The sequence below is a fragment of the Aeromicrobium piscarium genome (assembly GCF_007421815.1).
GTDB classification, from domain to species: domain Bacteria; phylum Actinomycetota; class Actinomycetes; order Propionibacteriales; family Nocardioidaceae; genus Aeromicrobium; species Aeromicrobium piscarium.
Genome location: NZ_VLNT01000030.1, coordinates 1 through 19054, shown reverse-complemented (window position 1 = coordinate 19054; position 19054 = coordinate 1). Strand labels below are relative to the sequence as shown.

Sequence of the window (19054 nt, the reverse complement as noted above, 5' to 3'; positions counted from 1 at the left end):
CGCCTTCTACCTGGACTACCTCAACGTCAAGGGCGACTACGTCAAGGCCTTCTGGAATATCGCCAACTGGGCCGACGCCCAAGAACGATTCACCGCCGCCACCACCGGCGGACAGATCATCTTCTAACCCCAAGACCCGCGTTCGCGTTGAGTGTGGGGAGGTGCCCCACACTCAACGCGAACGCAGGACCTCGGTAACCGGCTCTGCTCGACCAGAATTGAGTGACGTCCTCATGCCTCCTCGTTCTCTCGACGCATCGCTGTACGACGGTTTCGCCCGGTACGGCAGCGGCGTCACCCTCGTCACCGTCCGAGGCGACGACGATCGCTTCTTCATCGCCGCGCCGATGCTCACGGTCTCGGTGGACCCGTTCACGGTGGCGATCTCCGTCGGCCGGCACCGCGACGCCCTGTCGGCCATCGTCGCCGGGTCCACGTGGGCGATATCGTTGCTCGGAGCACATCACCTGCCGTTGGCGCGCCGTCTGTCGGAGCCGGGCACCCGCGACGAACGACTGAACGCCCTCGAAGTGGCCGGCGCGGACTCGTCGCCCGAGGGTCCGCTCTGGCTCCCCGACGCCCTGGCCACCTTCTGGTGCGACACCGACTCCACGATGCCCGTACACGATCAACTGCTGGTGGTGGGAAATGTCGTGCGTGGCGTCGTCACCGAGGGCGGCACACCCCTCCTGCGGTGGAATCGCGATTTCGGCGTGCTGGGCGGGCTCCCGTGTCCGTCGTCGGCGATGGCGAGCTGAGTTCTTCCCCGCCGGCCTGGTTGTCCACAGGTCTGTGGAAGGTTCGCCCGTTTGTCTCCGGTTCCTCGCATCCTCGGAATCTCTCAGCGATACTGAAGAGGTGTTGTCGATGACGGATGCGCAGACATGGACGTTGATCGTGGGTGTGCTCACGACGTTCGTGGCGATCATCGGCCTGGTGAGTACAGTGTTCATCCGGGTGATACGAGCGGAGATCGGGGGCCTGCGGAGCGAGATGGGCGGCCTGCGGAGCGAGATGGTCGTTCGGTTCACGGCGGTGAACGAGCGCCTGGACTATCTGGACCGCGATGTCCAGGCATTGATGAAGCGCGTCTTCCATCGTCCCGAGTGATCGGCATCCCGCCGGACTCCGTTACCATCGATCGATGGTCGACTACAGATGCCGTCGTCGGTGATTACCGTGACGACAGAGGCACAGATATGGGCGCTGATCGCGATCGTGCTCATCAGCCTTGCGGTGAACGCCGTGCTGACGTGCTTACTGCTCACACAGACGATGCGCGTTGAGTTCAGGACGGCACTCGCTGAGATCCGCGGGATGTGTCGTGAGAGCGCCCCGGGGCCTGGATCCGGAGTGACCGAGTAGGCCGGCACCCCTTTCGCGGCGCTCGCTAGAATCGAGCGTTCGGTGCGAGTCGTGGAGGAGTCCGGTTGACCGAGGCAGAAGAGCGCGCGGAGATCGCCGCCGAGCAGGCCTATGTCGATGTCGTCTACCAGCGGCTCGACGCCTCGGCAGTGACCGCCCGGTCCCTGGTCGCCGAGGGGATGGCACGCGGTCACATCGGCCATGAAGGCGGACTCGTCGAACGCGATGCGATGGTCTATCAGGCCAACCGACGACTCGCCTCCCTCGACGCCGCCCACGAGGGACTCGTCTTCGGACGTCTCGACCTCCTCGACGGCGGCCGTCGTTACATCGGTCGTATCGGTGTGCGCGACGAGGACCGCGAGATCCTCCTGATGGACTGGCGAGCACCGGCCGCCTCGGCCTTCTACCGCGCCACGGCCCAGCAGCCCCATGGTGTCGTGCGTCGTCGTGTCCTTCGTTCGCGCGCCGATCGCGTCATCGGCGTCGAGGACGATCTGCTCGATGCCGACAACGCCCCCGGCGACATGGTCGTCATCGGCGAGGGCGCGCTGCTCGCGAGCCTCAGCCGTGCACGCGACGACCAGATGCACTCGGTCGTCGCCACCATCCAGGCCGAGCAGGACGAGGCGATCCGCGCCCCCAGCCGCGGCGCCACGATCATCACCGGCGGGCCCGGCACCGGCAAGACCGTCGTCGCACTGCACCGGGCGGCCTACCTGCTCTACACCGACCGTCGTCGCTTCGAGACCGGTGGCGTGCTCGTCGTGGGGCCGTCCTCGGTCTTCATGAACTACATCGACCGCGTGCTGCCGAGCCTCGGCGAGACCGCGGTGACCTTGCGGGCCATCGGCGACGTGGTCGACGGCATCCGCGCCTCCGAACACGACGTCCCCGCCGCGGCGGCGGTGAAGGGCTCCGAGCAGATGGCGACCCTCCTGCGGCGCCTGGCTCGCTCGCCGATGCCCGGAGCCCCCCGCGAGTACACCGGGTTCTATCGCGATCAACGCCTGCATCTCAGCAATCGCGATCTGCGCCGGATCGGCCGTCGGCTGCTCTCCCGAGGATCGCGCAACCAGGTCTTCCGGCAGGTGCCGGCGGCGCTGCTCGCCGCGCTCTGGTCCCAGGTCACCGCCGAGCGCGCCCTGGAGAAGGGTGAGGACGCCTTCATCGAGGAGCTGCTCGGCGATCACCGTTTCGTCGACTTCGTCGAGTCGTGGTGGCCCGAGGTCGACGCCGTCGAGGCCTGGCGGACCCTGCCGCAGCGCATCGCCGAGCTGGCTGGCGACGTGCTCACCGCGGAGGAGATGGCCGTCGTGCGCGACACCTGGTCCCCGGATGCTCCCCGCATCGAGGACGTCCCCCTCATCGACGAGCTCCGTCATCTGCTCGGCGAGGTGCCGCCCGAGATCGATCTCGATGCGGGCCTGCCCAAGCAGCTGATGAGCTTCGAGCGCCGGGAGCGTGACGAGGCCGAGGAACGACTCCGTACCACCTCCAGCATCGAGGACGACAGCTACGCCCATCTCCTCGTCGACGAAGCGCAGGATCTCTCGCCGATGCAGTGGCGGATGCTCGGTCGTCGGGCACGCCTGGCGAGCTGGACCATCGTCGGCGACGCGGCACAGTCGTCATGGCCGAGGCCGCACGAGACCATCGCCGCCCGCGACGCGGCGATCGGCAACAAACCCCTGCACCACTTTCGGCTGTCGAAGAACTACCGCAACTCCGCGGAGATCTACGACCTCGCCGCCCGCGTGGCGCAGCGCACGATCGACGATCCCGATCTCGCCGAGGCGGTTCGGCGCACCGATGTCGAGCCACGTCACGAGGTGACCGACCGGGTCGAGGAGCGCTCTCGCGAACTGCTCGACTGGTTGCTCGACCAGATCGAGGGCACCGTCGCGGTCGTCGCCGCGCAACGTGACGTGGAGCACTGGCGGCGTTCGCTGGCCGATGTCGCGCCGGACCGGGTGCGGGTCCTCGACGGCCTGGCCACCAAGGGGCTGGAGTTCGACGGCGTGCTGGTGTCCGAACCTGACGCTATCGTCGCGGAGTCGGCTGCCGGCTGGCGCACGCTCTACGTCGTGCTGACGAGGGCGACGTCCCGGCTGGCCACGGTCGGCACGACACAACGATGGCTACAGGAGGTGTGATGACCCGTCGCGTGCTCGCGATCGTCGGTCTGGTGCTCGCAGGACTCGTGGTGGGGGTGTGGGTCACTACCGCCTCCTTCCTGCACACCGAACGCACGGTGACCATCGGCGCGCACAATGCGACCGTCAACGGCAACCTCGACGGCCTTGCCACCGTGCAGGCCGGTCCGCTGCTTCCCGAGTTCCGGATCAGCACCGACGCTCCGCTCGGCATCGGCGCGGATATCGTGCTGCGCGACAGCCCCATCACAAATTTCGAGCAGATCCTGGCGCAGGACGCCGCGATCGCGGCGGCCCCCGAAGGCGAGATCGCCAAGGTCACCGCGGTCCTGCAGGATGTCGCCCTCACCTCGGCCATCCGTGGCGTGGCCGCCGGGCTGGCCACCATGGTGGTGATCGTCGCGGTCTGGCGTCTGCTCGGCCCCGCCCGGCGCGCGCAGCTGACGAGCGCGTGGCCGCCCGGCCGCCACACGGCCCTCGTCGGTGGCACGCTGACCATCGTGCTCATCGCCTCGCTGTGGGTGGCGCTTCCACATCGCTCCGATGACACGCGCACGGTGGCCTGGGTGCCGATCACTACCGAGTTCCCCGAGCTCGGCGACATCCCCGCCGACCTCAGTGCCCTACAGGACGTCGAGGTGTCCAAGGGGGCTGCGGTGGCGGGCAGCAAGGCGTTGCTCGACGGCGCCATCGCCACCTACTCCGAGTCCGTCGACTTCTACGGCAAGCTCGCAGACGACGTGAGGGATGTCGACGGCATCCGCGCCCCCGAGGGCGACGAGATCACCGCCCTGGTGGTCACGGACCGGCACAACAACATCACCATGGATCAGGTCGCCAAGGCCGTCGGCGATCGCGCCGACATCTCCTTCGTCATGGATCTCGGCGACGACACCTCCAATGGCGCCTCGTGGGAGGACTTCAGCATCCAGTCGCTCGCGGCGGCCTTCTCCGATATTCCCGTGTACGCGGTCGCCGGCAATCACGACCAGGGGCCGTTCATCCGCGAGGAGATGGAACGCGTCGGCTTCACCGTGCTCGACGGCGGTGTCGAGGAGGTCGAGGGCATCTCGATCCTCGGTGACAGCGACCCCCGCAGCTCGGGCCTCACCGCCGGGTACACCGGCAACGAGGACGACAATATCGACGCGATCGGCGCCCAGGACGCCGAGCTGGCCGAGATCGCCTGTGATGCCGAGGAGCGCATCGGCGTGATGATGGTGCACAGCTCGGCCTCCGCTCGCGAGACGATCGACCGCGGGTGCGCCGACCTCGTGCTCTCGGGGCATCTGCACCGGCAGGTCGGCCCGGACGTGACCGAGGGCGAGGAGGGCATCACCACGGCCCTCACGACGGCCTCGACCGGCGGCGCGGTGTACGCCTTCGCGCTGGGCAGCAAGCTCCGCCGTGACGCCCAGGTCACGCTCGTCACCTTCGACGACGGACGCCCGGTCGGTCTGCAGATCATCACCTTCCAGCCCGGCCGCATCATCGACGTCGGCGACTACACCGAGCTCGAGCTCTCACCCCTGCCGGGTGACGACGACGCCACTTCCGCAGGAGAGTGACTCCGGCGCAAGGCTCGACTTTTGCCGGGTTGTGGCCCTCTCCGATGGCTGAAAAGGGCAACAACCCGGCAAAAGTTGCCCGGCGGGGCGAGGATCAGGTGCAACGGGCGAGGATGAGATCGCGATAGACCTCGGCGCAGTGCACGACGTCGTCGATCGGCACGGATTCGTCCACGGCGTGGGCATCGGCGATTGCCCCGGGCCCGTACTGCACGGTCGGGATCTCCGCTCCCACGTACAGCCGCAGGTCGGAGCCGTAGGGAGCACCCGCGGCCCCCGCCCCGGTCAGCTCACCCACCTGCCGCACGAAGTGGTGATCCGGATCGGTCATGCCCGCCGCGAAGCGACCCCCGGGCCAGCTCACGTCGATCGGGTTCTCCCGCAGCCACGGATCCTGTGCACACAACTGCCCGATGTGATGCTCGAACGCCGCCTCCGCATCGGCGAAGCTCTCACCGGGTCGCACCCCGTAGCGCCCTTCGGCGACGAGCCGGTCGGGGACCGTGCTCGCCCAGTCGCCGGCGTTGAGGATGCCCACCGAGATCGGGAACGGCAAGGGCCCGAACAGCGTCGGGACATCGGCATTGCGTCGGGTCTCGAGCTCGTCGATGGCGGCGAGCACACGCGGCAGCAGTCCGATCGCGGAGACGCCGTCGCGGCGCATCGAACCGTGGGTCGCCGCACCGCGGATCTCGAGCCGGAAGGTCAGCGAGCCCGCATTGGCGGCCACCACCCGGCCCGCCGTCGGCTCCGCGATGAGGCAGGCATCGCCCGTGTGGCCGCGGCGCAGGGTGTCGAAGGTGCCGAGTCCGCCGTCTTCCTCGGCGACGACGGTGTGGATCGCGAACGGCCGGGCGAGGGAGCGATGGTCGATGGCGCGTGCCGCGGCGAAGATCGCCGCGACCCCGCCGAGCATGTCGCAGGTGCCGCGTCCACGCCAGCGGCCGTCGCGGATGGTGAGGGTGAACGGATCGGACTCCCACAGGCCGACCTCGCCGATCGGCACGACATCGACGTGTCCGGCCAGGATCAGCGCGGGCCGATCGGAGGAGGTGGCGGCGACACAGCCCCACATCTCCTCGCGCTCGACCTCCTCGCCGGGGTAGTCCGGATCGGCGCGCAGCTCCTCGAGATCGGCGTGCCAGTGGTCGACCTCGAGGCCCAGCGAGGTGAGGCGCTCGGCGCACCAGTGCTGGATGGCCACCTCGGCCTCCGAGCCGCCGATCGCGCCGAAGCCCACGAGGGTGGCCAGGTCATCGCGCAACGTGTCCTCGTCGATCTCCACGCGATCAGTGTGGCATCCGTCCTCGATGCCCCTCCACACCTGCCATCGACCTCCGTAGGTCACCGCTCCCGAGAGGAGGGGTTGATGGTCTACCGCCGCAAGGGGGACCGAGTGGGTGTGCGCTACGCTGCTGCCCATGACGACTCGCACCTGGTGGCGCCGCCCGTAGGTGGCCTGTCGTCCCGTTGTCTCAACGCCCAGTCCGCCGTAGGCCGGTACTGGGCGTTCGTCGTCCACGGCCACCACATGTAGGAAGACCATGACCCTGCTCGACGATCTGCTCTCCCAGCCGGCCTTCGCTCTCATCCGGGGGCGCGAGGCCGATACCGTCACGCTCATCGGCGGTCCCCGCACCGATATCGAGAGCCTGGCGGACATCCCGATCGTCGAGGGCGCCGAGGAGCGATGGGACCACCTCGTGCTCGTGCCCTATGCCCAGGTCCGTGAGCGTGGATTCGCCGCGCACCAGGACGGCACGCCGCTGTCGGTCATCCGCGCCGACCTGCTCGCCGAGCTGCCCCTGGCCGAGGTGCTCGACCAACTGCCCGATGCGCCAATCGAGTTCGTCGACCGCGGCGGCTTCGACACCAGTGACGATGACTACGCCGAGACGGTCCGGCAGATCATCGACGGCGAGATCGGCGTGGGGGAGGGAGCCAATCTCGTCATCGGCCGCCACTACCGCGCGCAGGTCGCGGACTGGGGCCACGAGCGCGCGCTGACCGTGCTGCGCCGCCTGCTCGAACGCGAGCGCGGAGCCTTCTGGACTTTCCTCATCTTCACCGGCGACCGCTATCTCATCGGGGCCAGCCCCGAGCGCCATGTCAGCCTCGACGCCGGCCAGGTGCGCATGAACCCCATCTCGGGGACCTTCCGCATGCGCGGCCTCGAGACCCACGCCGACCGCAAGCGCGAGCTGCTGCGCTTCCTCTCCGACGAGAAGGAGATCTACGAGCTCTTCATGGTCGTCGACGAGGAGCTCAAGATGATGTGCGACATCTGCCATGAGGGCGGACTCGTTCTCGGTCCCTATCTCAAGCCGATGAGCCACCTCGTGCACACCGAGTATCTGCTCGCCGGCCGCACCGATCGCGACGTGCGTGACGTGTTGCGTGACTCGATGTTCGCCGCCACGGTCACCGGCAGCCCGGTGGAGAACGCCTGCCGGCTCATTGCGCAGTACGAGCCGGAGGGGCGCGGCTACTACGCCTCGATCGCCGCACTGGTCGGGCGCGACGCCGAGGGCCGGCAGAAGGCCGACGCGCCCATCCTCATCCGCACCGCGGATGTCGACCTCGACGGCCGCCTCAAGGTCAGCGCCGGCGCGACCCTCGTCCGTGATTCCGATGCCGCCTATGAGACCGCCGAGACCTGGGCCAAGGCCGCCGGCATCCTCAGCGCCTTCGGGCTCGTGGACGCAGCACCGCCCGCCGCCGAGGGATTCGACGCGTTCACCCGCGAGGACGATGTGCTCATCGCCCTCGGCTCGCGCAACCAGCGACTCAGCCAGTTCTGGCTCAGCGACCAGTCCGGCACCGAGCCGGAACCGCATCTGGTCGGCAAGCGGGTCGTGATCCTCGACGGCGAGGACGACTTCGTCAACATGCTCTCCCACGTGTTCGGCGTCCTCGGGATGTCCACCGATATCGTGCGTCACGACGAGTACGCCGAGGGGGACCTCGACGGCTACGACCTCGTCGTCGTCGGGCCCGGGCCGGGCGATCCTCGTGCCGACGAGCCCAAGATGCGGGTGCTGAGGGGGGCCGTGGACCGGCTGCTCGCCTCCGGCCGGCCGTTCCTGGGCGTGTGCCTGGGTCACCAGACGCTCTGCCACCAGCTGGGCCTGGATCTCACCTTCAAGGACATCGTCTTTCAGGGCACGCAGAGCCGGCTAGACGTGCTCGGCCGGACCGAGACGGTGGGGTTCTACAACACCTTCGTCGCGCGGGTGCCCGAGACCGGGTTGCCCGAGGGGGTCGGCGTCGAGACCGATGACAACGGCGACGTCCATCTCGTCTCCGGGCCGCACTACCGGGGCATCCAGTTCCATGCCGAGTCGATCCTGACCCAGCGCGGCTACGAGCTGCTGCGCGATGTCGTGAACGAGCTCCTCCCCGCCTGACCTCCGGTGGGCGGTGAGGTATCCCGTACCTGAGCGCCTGAAGTCAGGGATAACTCACCGCCCGTGTCAGTTGGGCTACCGGGGACGCAGGATGTGAGTCTGTGGTTTCCAGGACGACCACGAAATCACATCCTGCGTCCCCGATGTCCCGCCCACGGAACCGGGCCGAGGTCAGAGGGTCGTGCGGTCGTCGTGGGCGAGGACGACGGTGACCTGCGGGAGCAGGTGTAGCTCGGAGAGCAGCCGGTGGTTGCGCGAGATCGCCCGCTGATCGCGGCCGACGGAACGCTCGAAGGCCCGCAGCGTGCCGCGCCGCGGCAGCGCCGGATCGAGGACGCTCGCGTCGAAGAGCGCGTCGCCGGCGTGCAGGATCCACCGGTCGTCCTGCGCCACCGCCACCGCGGCGTGGCCACGTGAGTGTCCCGGCATCGGCACCAGCATCACCCCGGGCAGCACCTCGTGGCCGGTGAAGCCGAACTCCCAGACGTCGCCGCGACCGGTGTGGAGGACCGGCCGGGGGAGTGTCGCGAGCTGGCTTTTCCGGTACCGCATCCGATCGAGCGGGTCGGGATCGGTGACCGCCGCGGAGTACTCGTCGGCGGTCGTATGCACCCGAGCCTCCGGGAAGTCGTCCACGCCGCCCATATGGTCCAGGTCGAGATGCGTGAGGACGATATCGGTCACCGCCCCTGCCTCGATGCCGCGCCGACGCAGCTGCTCGACGACGGTGAGGGACGGGTCGACACGAGGCCGGAGCAGGTGCCGGATCGGTCCGAGCCGGGCAGCCGGGTCGGCCAGATCGGCGAGGCCGAAGCCGGTGTCGATCAGCACGAGACCCTTCCCGGTGTCACACAGCAGCACCTGCGCGGGCACCGCCGGACCGAGGGCGGGCTCCATGAGCGCAGCGGTCAGCAGTTCGACATCCATGTCTCATCGTCGCAGCTCGGAGCCGACTCCGGGGCCGATCGGCCGAATCACCCGAGAGCTGTCCACAGGCTCCGGGGACGCCGCGGCTGTCCACAGCTTTCGCTGAGGGCCTGGTGGCCAGGCCCGGAGTCCGTTTCGATGATGGTCATGGGGAAAGGAGCGAACTACGATGACTGCCATGGCTGTTCCAGAGGTGCTCGGCCTGCCACGCGGCAGGGCGCTGACCCGCGAGGATCTGGACGCGATGCCCGATGATGGGCACCGCTACGAGCTCATCGATGGGGTGCTCCTGGTGAGCCCGGCACCGCGTCCGGTGCACCAACGGGTACTTCGAGAGCTGCTCTTCGCGTTGGACCGGGTGATGCCCGAGGATCACGAGGTGTTGTTCGCCCCTCTCGATGTGGTGCTCGCTGAGGACACGGTCATCCAACCGGACCTCCTGGTCGCGCCCCGCGCGGCCTTCACTGAGCGGGATCTCCCGGCCGCGCCGCTGCTGGCGGTGGAGGTGTTGTCGCCGTCGACGCGCAATATCGATCTGCTGTTGAAGAAGGAGCGGCTACAGCGCGCCGGCTGTGCCCACTACTGGGTGGTCGATCCCGACGTGCCGTCGGTGACGGCCTGGACGCTCATCGACGGCGAGTACGCCGAGGTGGCCCGGGCCGCCGGCGCCGAGCGGTTCGAGGTCGTAGAACCTCTCGCCCTGAGCCTGGTGCCCTCCGAGCTGATCGACTGACACGAGTGCCCGCCTGGCCCGCCGATGTCGCTACGTGGCAGAGGGCGATGGGCTACGCACCTCTCGTACCCGGGGGCGGTGGTTTACGCACCTGTCCGCGCCCCGGATGGGTGCGTAACTCACCGCTCCTGGCGGGGAGGCGAGTGCCGGCTGGGCGGGCCGAGCGACACCAGTAGGCTGGGATCGTGACGCTGGATACCGTCGAGCACGCCTCCTCCACCCCTGACCACGAGCAGCCCTGGGCCGAACTGGGCCTCAAACCGGACGAGTACGAGCGCATCCGTGAGATCCTCGGCCGCCGCCCCACCGGTGCCGAGCTCGCCATGTACTCGGTGATGTGGAGCGAGCACTGCTCCTACAAGTCCAGCAAGGTGCACCTGCGCAAGTTCGGCGAGCTGCCGCAGGAGACGCCGCTGGGCAAGACCCTCGCCGGTATCGGCGAGAACGCCGGAGTCATCGACATCGGCCAAGGGTATGCCGTCACCTTCAAGGTCGAGTCGCACAACCACCCCAGTTACATCGAGCCGTACCAGGGCGCCGCGACCGGCATCGGCGGCATCGTGCGCGACATCCTCGCGATGGGTGCCCGGCCCGTCGCGGTCATGGATCCGCTGCGCTTCGGCCCCCTCGACGCCCCCGACACCGCCCGCGTGCTGCCCGGCATCGTGGCCGGCGTCGGCGGCTACGGCAACTGCCTCGGCCTGCCCAATATCGGCGGTGAGGTGGTCTTCGACGAGACCTACGTCGGCAACCCGCTCGTCAACGCGCTGTGCGTCGGCGTGCTGCGCCACGAGGACCTCCACCTCGCCCACGCCACCGGCACCGGCAACAAGGTCGTGCTCTACGGCGCCCGCACCGGCGGCGACGGGATCGGCGGCGTGAGCGTCCTGGCCTCGGAGACCTTCGACGCGGAGGGCCCCAGCAGGCGCCCCGCCGTCCAGGTCGGCGACCCGTTCATGGAGAAGCTGCTCATCGAGTGCACCCTCGAGCTCTTCGCCGCCGGCGTGGTCAACGGAATCCAGGATCTCGGCGGCGCCGGACTGTCCTGCGCCACGAGCGAGCTCGCGAGCGCCGGAGACGGCGGCATGCACGTCGAGCTCAGCCACGTCCCGCTGCGCGACTCCACGCTCTCGCCCGAGGAGATCCTCATGAGCGAGAGCCAGGAGCGCATGATGGCGGTCGTAGAGCCCGAGCATCTCGCGGGCTTCATGGACATCTGCGACAAGTGGGATGTCGAGGCCGTCGTCGTCGGCGAGGTCACCGATGGCGACCACCTCGTCATCGACTGGCACGGCGAGACCGTCGTCGACGTCCCCCCGCGCTCCGTCGCGCACGACGGCCCCGTCTACGAACGCCCCTACGCGCGTCCCTCCTGGCAGGACGACCTGCAGGCCGATGCCGCCGAGCGACTCCCGCGCCCGGCCACGGGTGAGGAGCTGCGCGAGCAGTTCGAGCAGGTGCTGACCAGCCCGAATATCGCGGACAAGAGCTGGGTCACCAAGCAGTACGACCGCTACGTCCTCGGCAACACGGTGCTCGGCGAGCCCGACGATGCCGGCATGATCCGCATCGACGACGAGACCGGCCTCGGGGTCGCGATCTCGACCGACTGCAACGGTCGCTTCGCCAAGCTCGACCCCTACGCGGGCGCCCAACTGGCGTTGGCCGAGTCCTACCGCAATGTCGCCATGTCCGGCGCTCTGCCGCTCGCCGTCACCGACTGCCTCAACTTCGGCTCCCCGGAGGACCCGGACGTCATGTGGCAGTTCGAGCGCGCCACCCACGGGCTCAAGGACGCCTGCGCTGAGCTCGGGATCCCGGTGACCGGCGGCAATGTCTCGTTCTACAACCAGACCGGCGAGACCCCGATCCTCCCCACGCCGGTCGTCGGCGTGCTCGGCGTGATGGCGGACGTGCGCCAGCGCATCGCCACGGGCTTCCGCAGCGACGGCGCGCACGTGCTGCTGGTCGGCCGCGCGACCACCGACGAGCTGTCGGGATCGACGTGGGCCGATGTCGTCCACGGTCACCTCGGAGGACTACCCCCGGCGGTCGACCTCGACGCCGAGCGCCGGCTGGCCGATCTCATGGTGCATGTCGCCAAGGAGGTCATCGTCGAGTCCGCGCACGACCTGTCCGATGGCGGACTCGCGGTCGCCGTGGCCGAGGCCGCCTTCCGTCACGGCATCGGCGTCACGCTGGAGCTCGACGATCCCTTCGCGGATCTGTTCAGCGAGACCACCGGTCGCGCGCTCGTCGTCGTCGCCGAGGAGAACCACGAGGCCTTCGTCTCCCTCGCCGAACGCTTCGATGTCGAGCTCTCCTCCATCGGCCGCACCGGCGGGGATCGCATCGTCGTCGACGGCCAGTTCGAGGTGGGAGTGGCCGATCTCAGCGATCGCTGGAGCGTCGTGCTCCCGGCGGTTCTAGGGACGATCGACGCCCAAGCGCGGTGAGCGGTACGCTGCGCTCCGTGGAGCCGCATCCCCCCGCAGGCGAGCTCGGACCCCTCGATGAGCGTCTGCGCGATGACGCCGTCCTGGCCGAGATCGACCTCGTCAGCCGGTTGATGATCGCTGCATCGGGAGCTGTCACGCCGCTGACCGGGGCCGAGATCGACGCTCTTCTGGGGCTCGACCTTCCTGTGACGCACGACCAACAGATGAACGAACGATGACCGCGACTCGTGCCGCTGGGCACCTGCCCTTTAGCATGGTGGGCGGCCAACTTCCGCCTCTCTAGGAGTACCGCGTGCGGTTCCGCATCCGACCGGTCGAAACGACCTTCTACGAGCTCTTCACCGAAGCCGCCGAGCATCTCGTGGGCGGCGCGAATCTGCTCGCCCAGGTTCTCGACGCCGATATCGACAATGGCGATATCGCCGAGCGGATGCGTGAGGCCGAGCACCAGGCCGATGAGACGACGCACCGCATCATCAAGCGCGTCAACAGCACCTTCATCACGCCTTTCGACCGCGAGGACATCTACGACCTCGCCAGCAACCTCGACGACGTCATGGACCACATGGACGAGGCGGTCGACAGCATCGTGCTCTACGGAGTCAGCGAGTTCCCCGAGGCCTTCGCCTCCCAGATCGCGGTATTGCAGCGCGCCGCGCAGCTCACCGCCGAGGCCATGCCGCGCCTGCGGACGATGACCGATCTGGAGGAGTACTGGATCGAGATCAACCGGCTCGAGAACGAAGGCGACCGCAACCACCGCCGCATCCTGGCGCACCTCTTCGACGGCAGCTACAAGGCGATGCAGGTGCTGAAGCTCAAGGACGTCGTTGAGTCGGTGGAGCAGGCGATCGATGCCTTCGAGTCGGTCGCCAACACGATCGAACAGATCACCGTCAAGGAGTCCTGACCGGTGGATCTCACCCTGGCGATGGTGATTACCGTCGTGGTGATCGCGCTGGTGTTCGACTACACCAACGGCTTCCACGATGCGGCCAATGCGATCGCGACCTCGGTCTCGACCCGTGCGCTCACGCCGCGTGTCGCGCTCGCGATGGCGGCCATCCTCAACTTCGTCGGCGCCTGGCTGGGCGTCGGCGTGGCGCAGACGATCCAGGAGCTGATCCAGATCGACACGGCGCCGGGTCAAGGGGAGGGCTCTGCCCATGCGCTGACGATCGTGCTCGCCGCGCTGATCGGCGCGATCACCTGGAACCTCATCACGTGGTACTTCGGCATCCCGTCGTCGTCCTCGCACGCCCTGATCGGCGGCATCGTCGGCGCGGGCATCGCCTCGGCGACGACGGTGAGCTGGGACCTGCTGATCAGCAAGGTGGCCATCCCGATGGTGCTGTCGCCCGCGGTGGGCTTCATCGGCGCCTATCTGCTCATGGTCATCATCATGTGGGTCTTCCGGAAGGCCCGACCGACGCGTGTCAATCGCGGCTTCCGCCTCGCGCAGACCGTCTCGGCGGCCGGCATGGCGCTGGGCCACGGACTCCAGGACGCGCAGAAGACGATGGGCATCATCGTGCTCGCGCTGGTGGCCGGTGGACTGCATGACGGCAATGACGTGCCGTTCTGGGTGATCGTCGCGGCCGCCTCGGCGATCGCGGCGGGCACCTACTCGGGTGGCTGGCGGATCATGCGTACCCTTGGCCGGCGCATCATCGAGCTCGATCCGCCGAAGGGCTTCGCCGCCGAGGCGACCGCGGCATCGGTGCTCTATGTGATGGCGATCGGCCTGCACGCGCCCGTCTCGACGACCCACACGATCACCTCGGCGATCATGGGCGCGGGGGCGACGCAGCGGTTCAGCGCGGTGCGCTGGGGCGTGGCGCAGGGGATCGTGGTGGCCTGGGTCGTCACCATCCCCGCCGCGGCCACCGTCGCCGCGCTCTTCTACTTCGTCGCCCGCATCTTCCTCCCCTGACCCGAGGCGGTGACCTACGCACCTCTCACCGACCGGGGCGGTGACTTACACACCCCTCGCCGCGAGTGAGAGGTGTGTAATCCACCGCGCCCCGATGGGAGAGGTGTGTAGATCACCGCTCCCGGGTCAGTCCTGGCGGCTGTCGATGACGGTGAACTGGTCGTCGAGCCAGACATCCCAGTCGATGCCGTCCTCGGTCACGACCTCGACCTCGTAGGCGGCCGTGGCGTCGCCGATCCGGTCGTCGCTGGCCTCGACATCGTGCACCGTGCCCGGCACCTTGGCCCGAGCGGCCTCGGCTGCCTTGGTCCGCTCGTCCTCGCTCAACCGCCGGTCATCGGCGTCGGGCCCGCTGTCGTCCCGGTCGTCGTCACTGTCGATGACGGTGAAGTCCTGGTCGAGCTTGACGTCGACCTCGCTGCCGTCGGGGCGCGTGACCTCGACCTCGTAGGCCTCGACATCGTCGTCGTCCCCGCGTTCGGCATCGGTCACCTCGCCCTTGCCGACGTGTTCGAGGGCCGCCTCGCCGGCCCGGTCGCGGTCGCCGCCACGCAGGTTGTCGTTGCCCGCGACGCCGGCGATCGCGGCGCCGCCGGCTCCGAGCACGAGCACCGCGGCGATCCCGCCCACGACGACGGTCTTCTTCTTGTTCCCTGAGAGCGTGTCCTTGATGTTCATGGCCCCAGCCTCACTCGCGTGCGCTGAAGCCCGGCTGAACGTCGCTGAAAGGACGTTCAGCCCAGGACGCGGGTGAGATACGGATTCATGAAGCGTCCCTCGGGATCGGCCTGCTCCCGGACGGCGAGGAAGTCCTCGAAGCGCGGATACACCTGGGCGAGGTAGCCGGCGTCGAGGCTGTGCAGCTTGCCCCAGTGCGGCCGCCCCTCGTGGGCGACGAAGATGTCCTGCGCGGCGGCGAAGTAGGAGGCGTAGTCGCTGCGGTGATACTGGTGCACCGCGACGTAGACGGTGTCGCGTTGGTAACCCGTCGACATCCAGATATCGTCGCCGCCGGAGAACCGCACCTCGATCGGGAAGCCGATGAACTGCTCGCGCCGCTCGAACCATCGCTGCAACTCCGCGATCACCTGTCGCGCCTCCTCGCGCGGCATCGCGAACTCCGATTCGCGGAAACGCACTGTGCGCGGGGACACGAACACGTCGTAGGAGTGATCGGTGTATTCGCGGGCGCCGAGCGTGGAGCCCGAGATCGCATTCAGTCGGGGGATGAGCGCCGGCTTGGCGGCCGCGATCCGGTTGATGCGCTCGTAGACCGTGTTGGACAGGAACTCGTCGTCGAGCCAGTGCTTCCAGCGCGAGAGCGGAGCACGGAGCGTGCCGTCCCCGACCCGGTTGTTGCGCTTGGTGAGCGCCTTCTCGGTATGCGGGAACCAGTAGAACTCGAAATGGTCGTTGCCGTCGACGAGATCGTCGAGATCGGCGAGGACCGTCGAGAGCGTCATCGGCTCCTCGCGAGCGTTCAGCAGGAACGCGGGCACGCACTGGAGGGTCACCTCTGTGACGATGCCCAGCGCACCGAGCCCCACGCGAGCGGCGTCGAACCACGGGTGCCCTTCATCGACCTCGACCACCGAGCCGTCGCCGGTCACCAGCTGCAGTGCCACGACGGCCTTGGCGATGCCGAACAGGCGCCCGCCCGTGCCGTGTGTCCCGGTGGAGATGGCCCCGGCGACCGACTGCGGATCGACATCGCCGAGATTCGGCAGGGCGAGACCTCGCCGCTGCAGCTGCGGATTGAGGTCGTGCAGCGAGATCCCGGCCTGCACTCGCACCCGTCGGGTCGCCGGATCGTGGGAGAGCACCCGGTTCAGCCGGTCGAGTCGCAACTGCGCGCCGTCGGTCACCGCGATATCGGTGAAGGAGTGGCCGGCGCCGACCGCCTTGATCGCCGTGTGCTCCCGCACGAGCGCGGCGACCTCGTCCGTGGTGCCGGGAGTCGCGATGAGGGCGGGGGAGGCGGTCACGTTGCCGCCCCAATTGGTCCAGGTGGTCATCGGAAGTTCTTGCCCTCGCCGCGGTAGGTGGGCGTGCGGACGACCTGTCCCCCGGAGGTGACGACGGCGACCTCGTCGAATCGCTCGCACATCTCTCCGGCCTTGGCATGCCGGAAGACGACCCGGTCCCCGATCGACAGCGAGCGCGCCGCGCGACCCTCCACGGGCGTCTGGACCTCGCCCGCTCCCTCGGAGTGCAACAGCGAGAGGCCCTCGGGCCACACGGGCCGAGGCGCGCGTGTGGGGCCGGTCTGGCCCGAGGCGATGTAGCCACCGCTGAAACAGGTCGCGATCTCCCGAGCGGGCTTGCGCACGACCGACAACGCGAAGAAGGCCGCCGGACGCGGGGTGAATGCGCGATAGTGGTCGAACAGCGTCGGCGTGAACAGTCCGGACCCGGCGGTCAGCTCGGTGACGACCGGATCGCGGCCCGTGACGTGCAGGCTTCCGGTCCCTCCGCCGTTCACGAGGCCGACGCTGGTGATGGCGCGTATCGCCGTGACGATCTTCTTGCGACGACGGCGCAGTTCGGCATCCGAGCGCCGCTTGACGATCCGTACGGCGAGGGAGGTATCGGGCAGGCCGGCGATCTGCGCGTCGTAGAACATCAACCCGGCGAAGGTGAAGCCGGGACGGTCGACGATCGCCTGGGCGAGCCGACGCACCTGCCGCTTGGTGTGGACAGGGGAGCGCCTGACTCCCAGATGGGCGCCACCGATCCGCCAGGAGGCGTCGACATCGATGGCGACCCGGACGGCCGGATGTTCGCGCCCGAGCACGTGGTCGATGTAGTCGAGGTGATCGACCGAGTCGACCATGAGGGTGATCGATGCGAGCCGGTAGTCCTTGGCGGCGAGCTCGAGCAGGGCGTGACGGTCGACTGTGGGATAGGCCAGCAGGATGTCGTCGACACCCTGATCGGCCCACCAGAGCGACTCGGCCAGCGAGTAGGTCATCAGTCCGCTGATGCCCTCGAGGGTCAGGGCGTTCTTGATGATCGACCGCACGCGTACCGACTTGGTGGCGAGGCGGATGGGGCGACCGCCGGCCCGCGCGATGAGATCGTGCGCGTTGGCCCACAGCGCCTCCTCGTCGACGATCGCATAGGGCGTGTCGAGGGCGGCGGTGGCGGCCAGCAGCCGTTCATAGTCGGGCATCGGTCCAGTATCGCCCAGATCACAGTCCACGCGTGGGAGGCGGCACCAGTGGTGCCCCCGTGCTCGGGGTGTGCCCTACGATGGTCGCGCACGCCCCTGTAGCTCAGTTGGTAGAGCGCCTTACTTGTAATAAGGATGTCGCGGGTTCGAATCCTGTCGGGGGCTCCAAAGTCGCAGGTCAGAGATGGTTCTCGGTCCCTATCAAGGGAGAGAAACATGATGAGCTGGACGAAAATTGGACGCGCAGGTGTTCCACACCGGGATTCTCGGTGTCGCTACCGGGACGGTCTCGCAGCGCCTCGGCACGGCTTGGGACAGCTCGTGTGGTCAGGCTCAACGCGTTCATGCCGCCTTATGGTCAGCATGACCGACCTGTCGCGTCCCACCATCGGCCTGGAGCCGGTGCTCACCACGTCTGAACTGGCGGCGCATCTGGGTGTTCCGGTTCAGACCATCCACGACCTGCGCCATGGCGGCCGCGGGCCTCGCGGATTCCGCATCGGGCGGGAGCTGCGCTACCGCGTCTCTGAGGTTGAAGCCTGGTTGGCCGAACTCGAGCAGTCCGACCAGACTGCTCGACCCCACGAGGGGAGCCGGCGATGAGCGCGGGGCGGGACCGGCTGCAGATCGGCACCTACGGCGACATCGGCATCGCTCGAACGCCTGCGGGAACGGTGCGTGCGTTGACTCGCTATCGCGACTGGGATGGAGAGGTTCGCAAGGTTACGGCAACTGCAAGTAATGCCCGAGCGGCCAAGCAGGCGCTGCGTATGAAGCTCGGACAGCGCGCGAAAGCAAGTGGATTCGGGGCGGAGTTCTCTTCGGAGAGCACAGTCGCCGAGCTCGCTGACGCGTGGTTGGAGGAGATCCGAGATCGTCCCGACCTGGCGGATGGCACGAAGGACCTCTACCGCCGTGAGCTGAACAGTCTCGTACTGCCGACGTTCAAGAAGCTCCAGCTGTATGAGGTCACCGTTGGGCGAGTCGATCATTTTCTCAAACGCCAGGCGCTCGTTGAACCGCCCCAGGTTTCCCGCCGCATCCTTGTGAGTTGGAAGGATGCAGACCATGCCGAAGAAGATCGATCAGAAGGTCAAGGAGCGGTGCGTGCGCCAGGTGCTGGAGCATCTGCCGGAGTATCCGTCGCTGACCGCAGCTGCCGAGACCGTCGCGCGTCGCGAGGGGGTCGGGAAGGAGTCGGTGCGCCGCTGGGTTGTCCAGGCCCAGGTCGACGGCGGCCAGCGCCAGGGAGCCACCAGTGAGGAGCTCGCCGAGATCAAGGACCTCAAGGCCAAGGTCCGCCGACTCGAGGAGGACAACGAGGTCCTGCGCAG

General features: G+C 68.2%; 17 protein-coding genes, 1 tRNA gene and 1 pseudogene. 14 read left to right on the top strand and 5 right to left on the bottom strand.

The window, feature by feature from the left end:
* Positions 1-10 precede the first annotated feature (10 nt).
* The 5 genes from FNM00_RS18115 to FNM00_RS18095 all read left to right on the top strand — a co-directional run bounded on the left by FNM00_RS18115 (position 11) and on the right by FNM00_RS18095 (position 5089).
* Positions 11-127, top strand: a complete 117-nt coding sequence (locus FNM00_RS18115; protein WP_425456814.1) for a Fe-Mn family superoxide dismutase — start codon at positions 11-13, stop codon at positions 125-127.
* Between the two features lie 106 nt (positions 128-233).
* Positions 234-758 carry a flavin reductase family protein gene (locus FNM00_RS18110; RefSeq protein ID WP_143914939.1) on the top strand — a complete coding sequence of 175 codons (525 nt, stop codon included), beginning with the start codon at positions 234-236 and terminating at the stop codon, positions 756-758.
* A gap of 109 nt (positions 759-867) precedes the next feature.
* On the top strand, positions 868-1110 hold the full coding sequence (locus FNM00_RS18105; protein WP_143914938.1) for a hypothetical protein: 243 nt from the start codon (positions 868-870) through the stop codon (positions 1108-1110).
* A 320-nt stretch (positions 1111-1430) separates the two neighbouring features.
* Positions 1431-3521: a HelD family protein gene (locus tag FNM00_RS18100; protein ID WP_143914937.1), complete on the top strand. Its 2091-nt coding sequence runs from the start codon at positions 1431-1433 to the stop codon at positions 3519-3521.
* The gene (locus tag FNM00_RS18095; RefSeq protein WP_185973242.1) at positions 3521-5089 is read left to right on the top strand and encodes a metallophosphoesterase family protein; all 1569 of its coding nucleotides are present in this window, start codon (positions 3521-3523) and stop codon (positions 5087-5089) included. Before FNM00_RS18100 ends, FNM00_RS18095 begins: the two co-directional genes overlap by 1 nt.
* Positions 5090-5183: 94 nt before the next feature.
* On the opposite strand, the gene FNM00_RS18090 is transcribed toward FNM00_RS18095, so the two are convergent.
* Complete coding sequence (locus FNM00_RS18090) at positions 5184-6374, bottom strand: ArgE/DapE family deacylase (protein ID WP_246065232.1); 1191 nt, start codon at positions 6372-6374, stop codon at positions 5184-5186.
* A gap of 259 nt (positions 6375-6633) precedes the next feature.
* Between FNM00_RS18090 and FNM00_RS18085 the strand changes: the two genes are divergently transcribed.
* Positions 6634-8496 (top strand): anthranilate synthase family protein, encoded by a 1863-nt coding sequence (locus FNM00_RS18085; protein WP_143914935.1) that lies wholly within the window; start codon positions 6634-6636, stop codon positions 8494-8496.
* A gap of 171 nt (positions 8497-8667) precedes the next feature.
* Here the strand turns inward: FNM00_RS18085 and FNM00_RS18080 are convergent, their stop codons facing one another.
* Positions 8668-9423, bottom strand: coding sequence for an MBL fold metallo-hydrolase (locus FNM00_RS18080; protein ID WP_143914934.1), 756 nt, complete (start codon positions 9421-9423; stop codon positions 8668-8670).
* 178 nt (positions 9424-9601) lie between these two features.
* Here FNM00_RS18080 and FNM00_RS18075 point away from each other — a divergent pair, with 178 nt between their 5' ends.
* The 5 genes from FNM00_RS18075 to FNM00_RS18055 all read left to right on the top strand — a co-directional run bounded on the left by FNM00_RS18075 (position 9602) and on the right by FNM00_RS18055 (position 14548).
* Complete coding sequence (locus FNM00_RS18075) at positions 9602-10156, top strand: Uma2 family endonuclease (protein WP_221933815.1); 555 nt, start codon at positions 9602-9604, stop codon at positions 10154-10156.
* Positions 10157-10341: 185 nt separating this feature from the next.
* On the top strand, positions 10342-12612 hold the full coding sequence (gene purL / locus FNM00_RS18070; RefSeq protein ID WP_143914932.1) for a phosphoribosylformylglycinamidine synthase subunit PurL: 2271 nt from the start codon (positions 10342-10344) through the stop codon (positions 12610-12612).
* A 17-nt stretch (positions 12613-12629) separates the two neighbouring features.
* Complete coding sequence (locus tag FNM00_RS18065; protein WP_143914931.1) at positions 12630-12833, top strand: hypothetical protein; 204 nt, start codon at positions 12630-12632, stop codon at positions 12831-12833.
* A gap of 74 nt (positions 12834-12907) precedes the next feature.
* Entirely contained in the window at positions 12908-13525 is a 618-nt protein-coding gene (locus FNM00_RS18060; protein ID WP_143914930.1) for a DUF47 domain-containing protein, read from the top strand.
* A 21-nt stretch (positions 13526-13546) separates the two neighbouring features.
* A complete protein-coding gene (locus tag FNM00_RS18055) occupies positions 13547-14548 on the top strand; it encodes an inorganic phosphate transporter (RefSeq protein WP_143914940.1) in 1002 nt (333 codons plus the stop codon).
* 126 nt (positions 14549-14674) lie between these two features.
* Here the strand turns inward: FNM00_RS18055 and FNM00_RS18050 are convergent, their stop codons facing one another.
* The 3 genes from FNM00_RS18050 to FNM00_RS18040 are packed head-to-tail and all read right to left on the bottom strand — an operon-like array spanning position 14675 to position 17720.
* Positions 14675-15226 carry a PepSY domain-containing protein gene (locus tag FNM00_RS18050; RefSeq protein WP_143914929.1) on the bottom strand — a complete coding sequence of 184 codons (552 nt, stop codon included), beginning with the start codon at positions 15224-15226 and terminating at the stop codon, positions 14675-14677.
* A gap of 56 nt (positions 15227-15282) precedes the next feature.
* On the bottom strand, positions 15283-16563 hold the full coding sequence (locus FNM00_RS18045) for a D-arabinono-1,4-lactone oxidase (RefSeq protein WP_143914928.1): 1281 nt from the start codon (positions 16561-16563) through the stop codon (positions 15283-15285).
* The gene (locus FNM00_RS18040; RefSeq protein ID WP_143914927.1) at positions 16560-17720 is read right to left on the bottom strand and encodes an amino acid deaminase/aldolase; all 1161 of its coding nucleotides are present in this window, start codon (positions 17718-17720) and stop codon (positions 16560-16562) included. Before FNM00_RS18040 ends, FNM00_RS18045 begins: the two co-directional genes overlap by 4 nt.
* Positions 17721-17812: 92 nt before the next feature.
* Between FNM00_RS18040 and FNM00_RS18035 the strand changes: the two genes are divergently transcribed.
* The 3 genes and pseudogenes from FNM00_RS18035 to FNM00_RS18025 form a co-directional block, all read left to right on the top strand.
* Positions 17813-17888 (top strand) — tRNA-Thr (locus tag FNM00_RS18035).
* A 195-nt stretch (positions 17889-18083) separates the two neighbouring features.
* Positions 18084-18323, top strand: coding sequence for a helix-turn-helix transcriptional regulator (locus FNM00_RS18030; protein ID WP_143914926.1), 240 nt, complete (start codon positions 18084-18086; stop codon positions 18321-18323).
* Between the two features lie 465 nt (positions 18324-18788).
* A pseudogene (locus FNM00_RS18025) lies at positions 18789-19054 on the top strand (IS3-like element ISPfr13 family transposase); the annotation flags it as partial.

What these genes read in the sequence shown, in the direction of transcription:
- FNM00_RS18110 (WP_143914939.1), top strand. Translation starts at nt 234, where the DNA reads ATGCCTCCTCGTTCTCTCGACGCATCGCTGTACGACGGTTTCGCCCGG.
- FNM00_RS18105 (WP_143914938.1), top strand. Translation starts at nt 868, where the DNA reads ATGACGGATGCGCAGACATGGACGTTGATCGTGGGTGTGCTCACGACG.
- FNM00_RS18095 (WP_185973242.1), top strand. Translation starts at nt 3,521, where the DNA reads ATGACCCGTCGCGTGCTCGCGATCGTCGGTCTGGTGCTCGCAGGACTC.
- FNM00_RS18085 (WP_143914935.1), top strand. Translation starts at nt 6,634, where the DNA reads ATGACCCTGCTCGACGATCTGCTCTCCCAGCCGGCCTTCGCTCTCATC.
- FNM00_RS18080 (WP_143914934.1), bottom strand. Translation starts at nt 9,423, where the DNA reads ATGGATGTCGAACTGCTGACCGCTGCGCTCATGGAGCCCGCCCTCGGT.
- FNM00_RS18075 (WP_221933815.1), top strand. Translation starts at nt 9,602, where the DNA reads ATGGCTGTTCCAGAGGTGCTCGGCCTGCCACGCGGCAGGGCGCTGACC.
- FNM00_RS18055 (WP_143914940.1), top strand. Translation starts at nt 13,547, where the DNA reads ATGGTGATTACCGTCGTGGTGATCGCGCTGGTGTTCGACTACACCAAC.
- FNM00_RS18050 (WP_143914929.1), bottom strand. Translation starts at nt 15,226, where the DNA reads ATGAACATCAAGGACACGCTCTCAGGGAACAAGAAGAAGACCGTCGTC.
- FNM00_RS18045 (WP_143914928.1), bottom strand. Translation starts at nt 16,563, where the DNA reads ATGACCACCTGGACCAATTGGGGCGGCAACGTGACCGCCTCCCCCGCC.
- FNM00_RS18040 (WP_143914927.1), bottom strand. Translation starts at nt 17,720, where the DNA reads ATGCCCGACTATGAACGGCTGCTGGCCGCCACCGCCGCCCTCGACACG.
- FNM00_RS18030 (WP_143914926.1), top strand. Translation starts at nt 18,084, where the DNA reads ATGACCGACCTGTCGCGTCCCACCATCGGCCTGGAGCCGGTGCTCACC.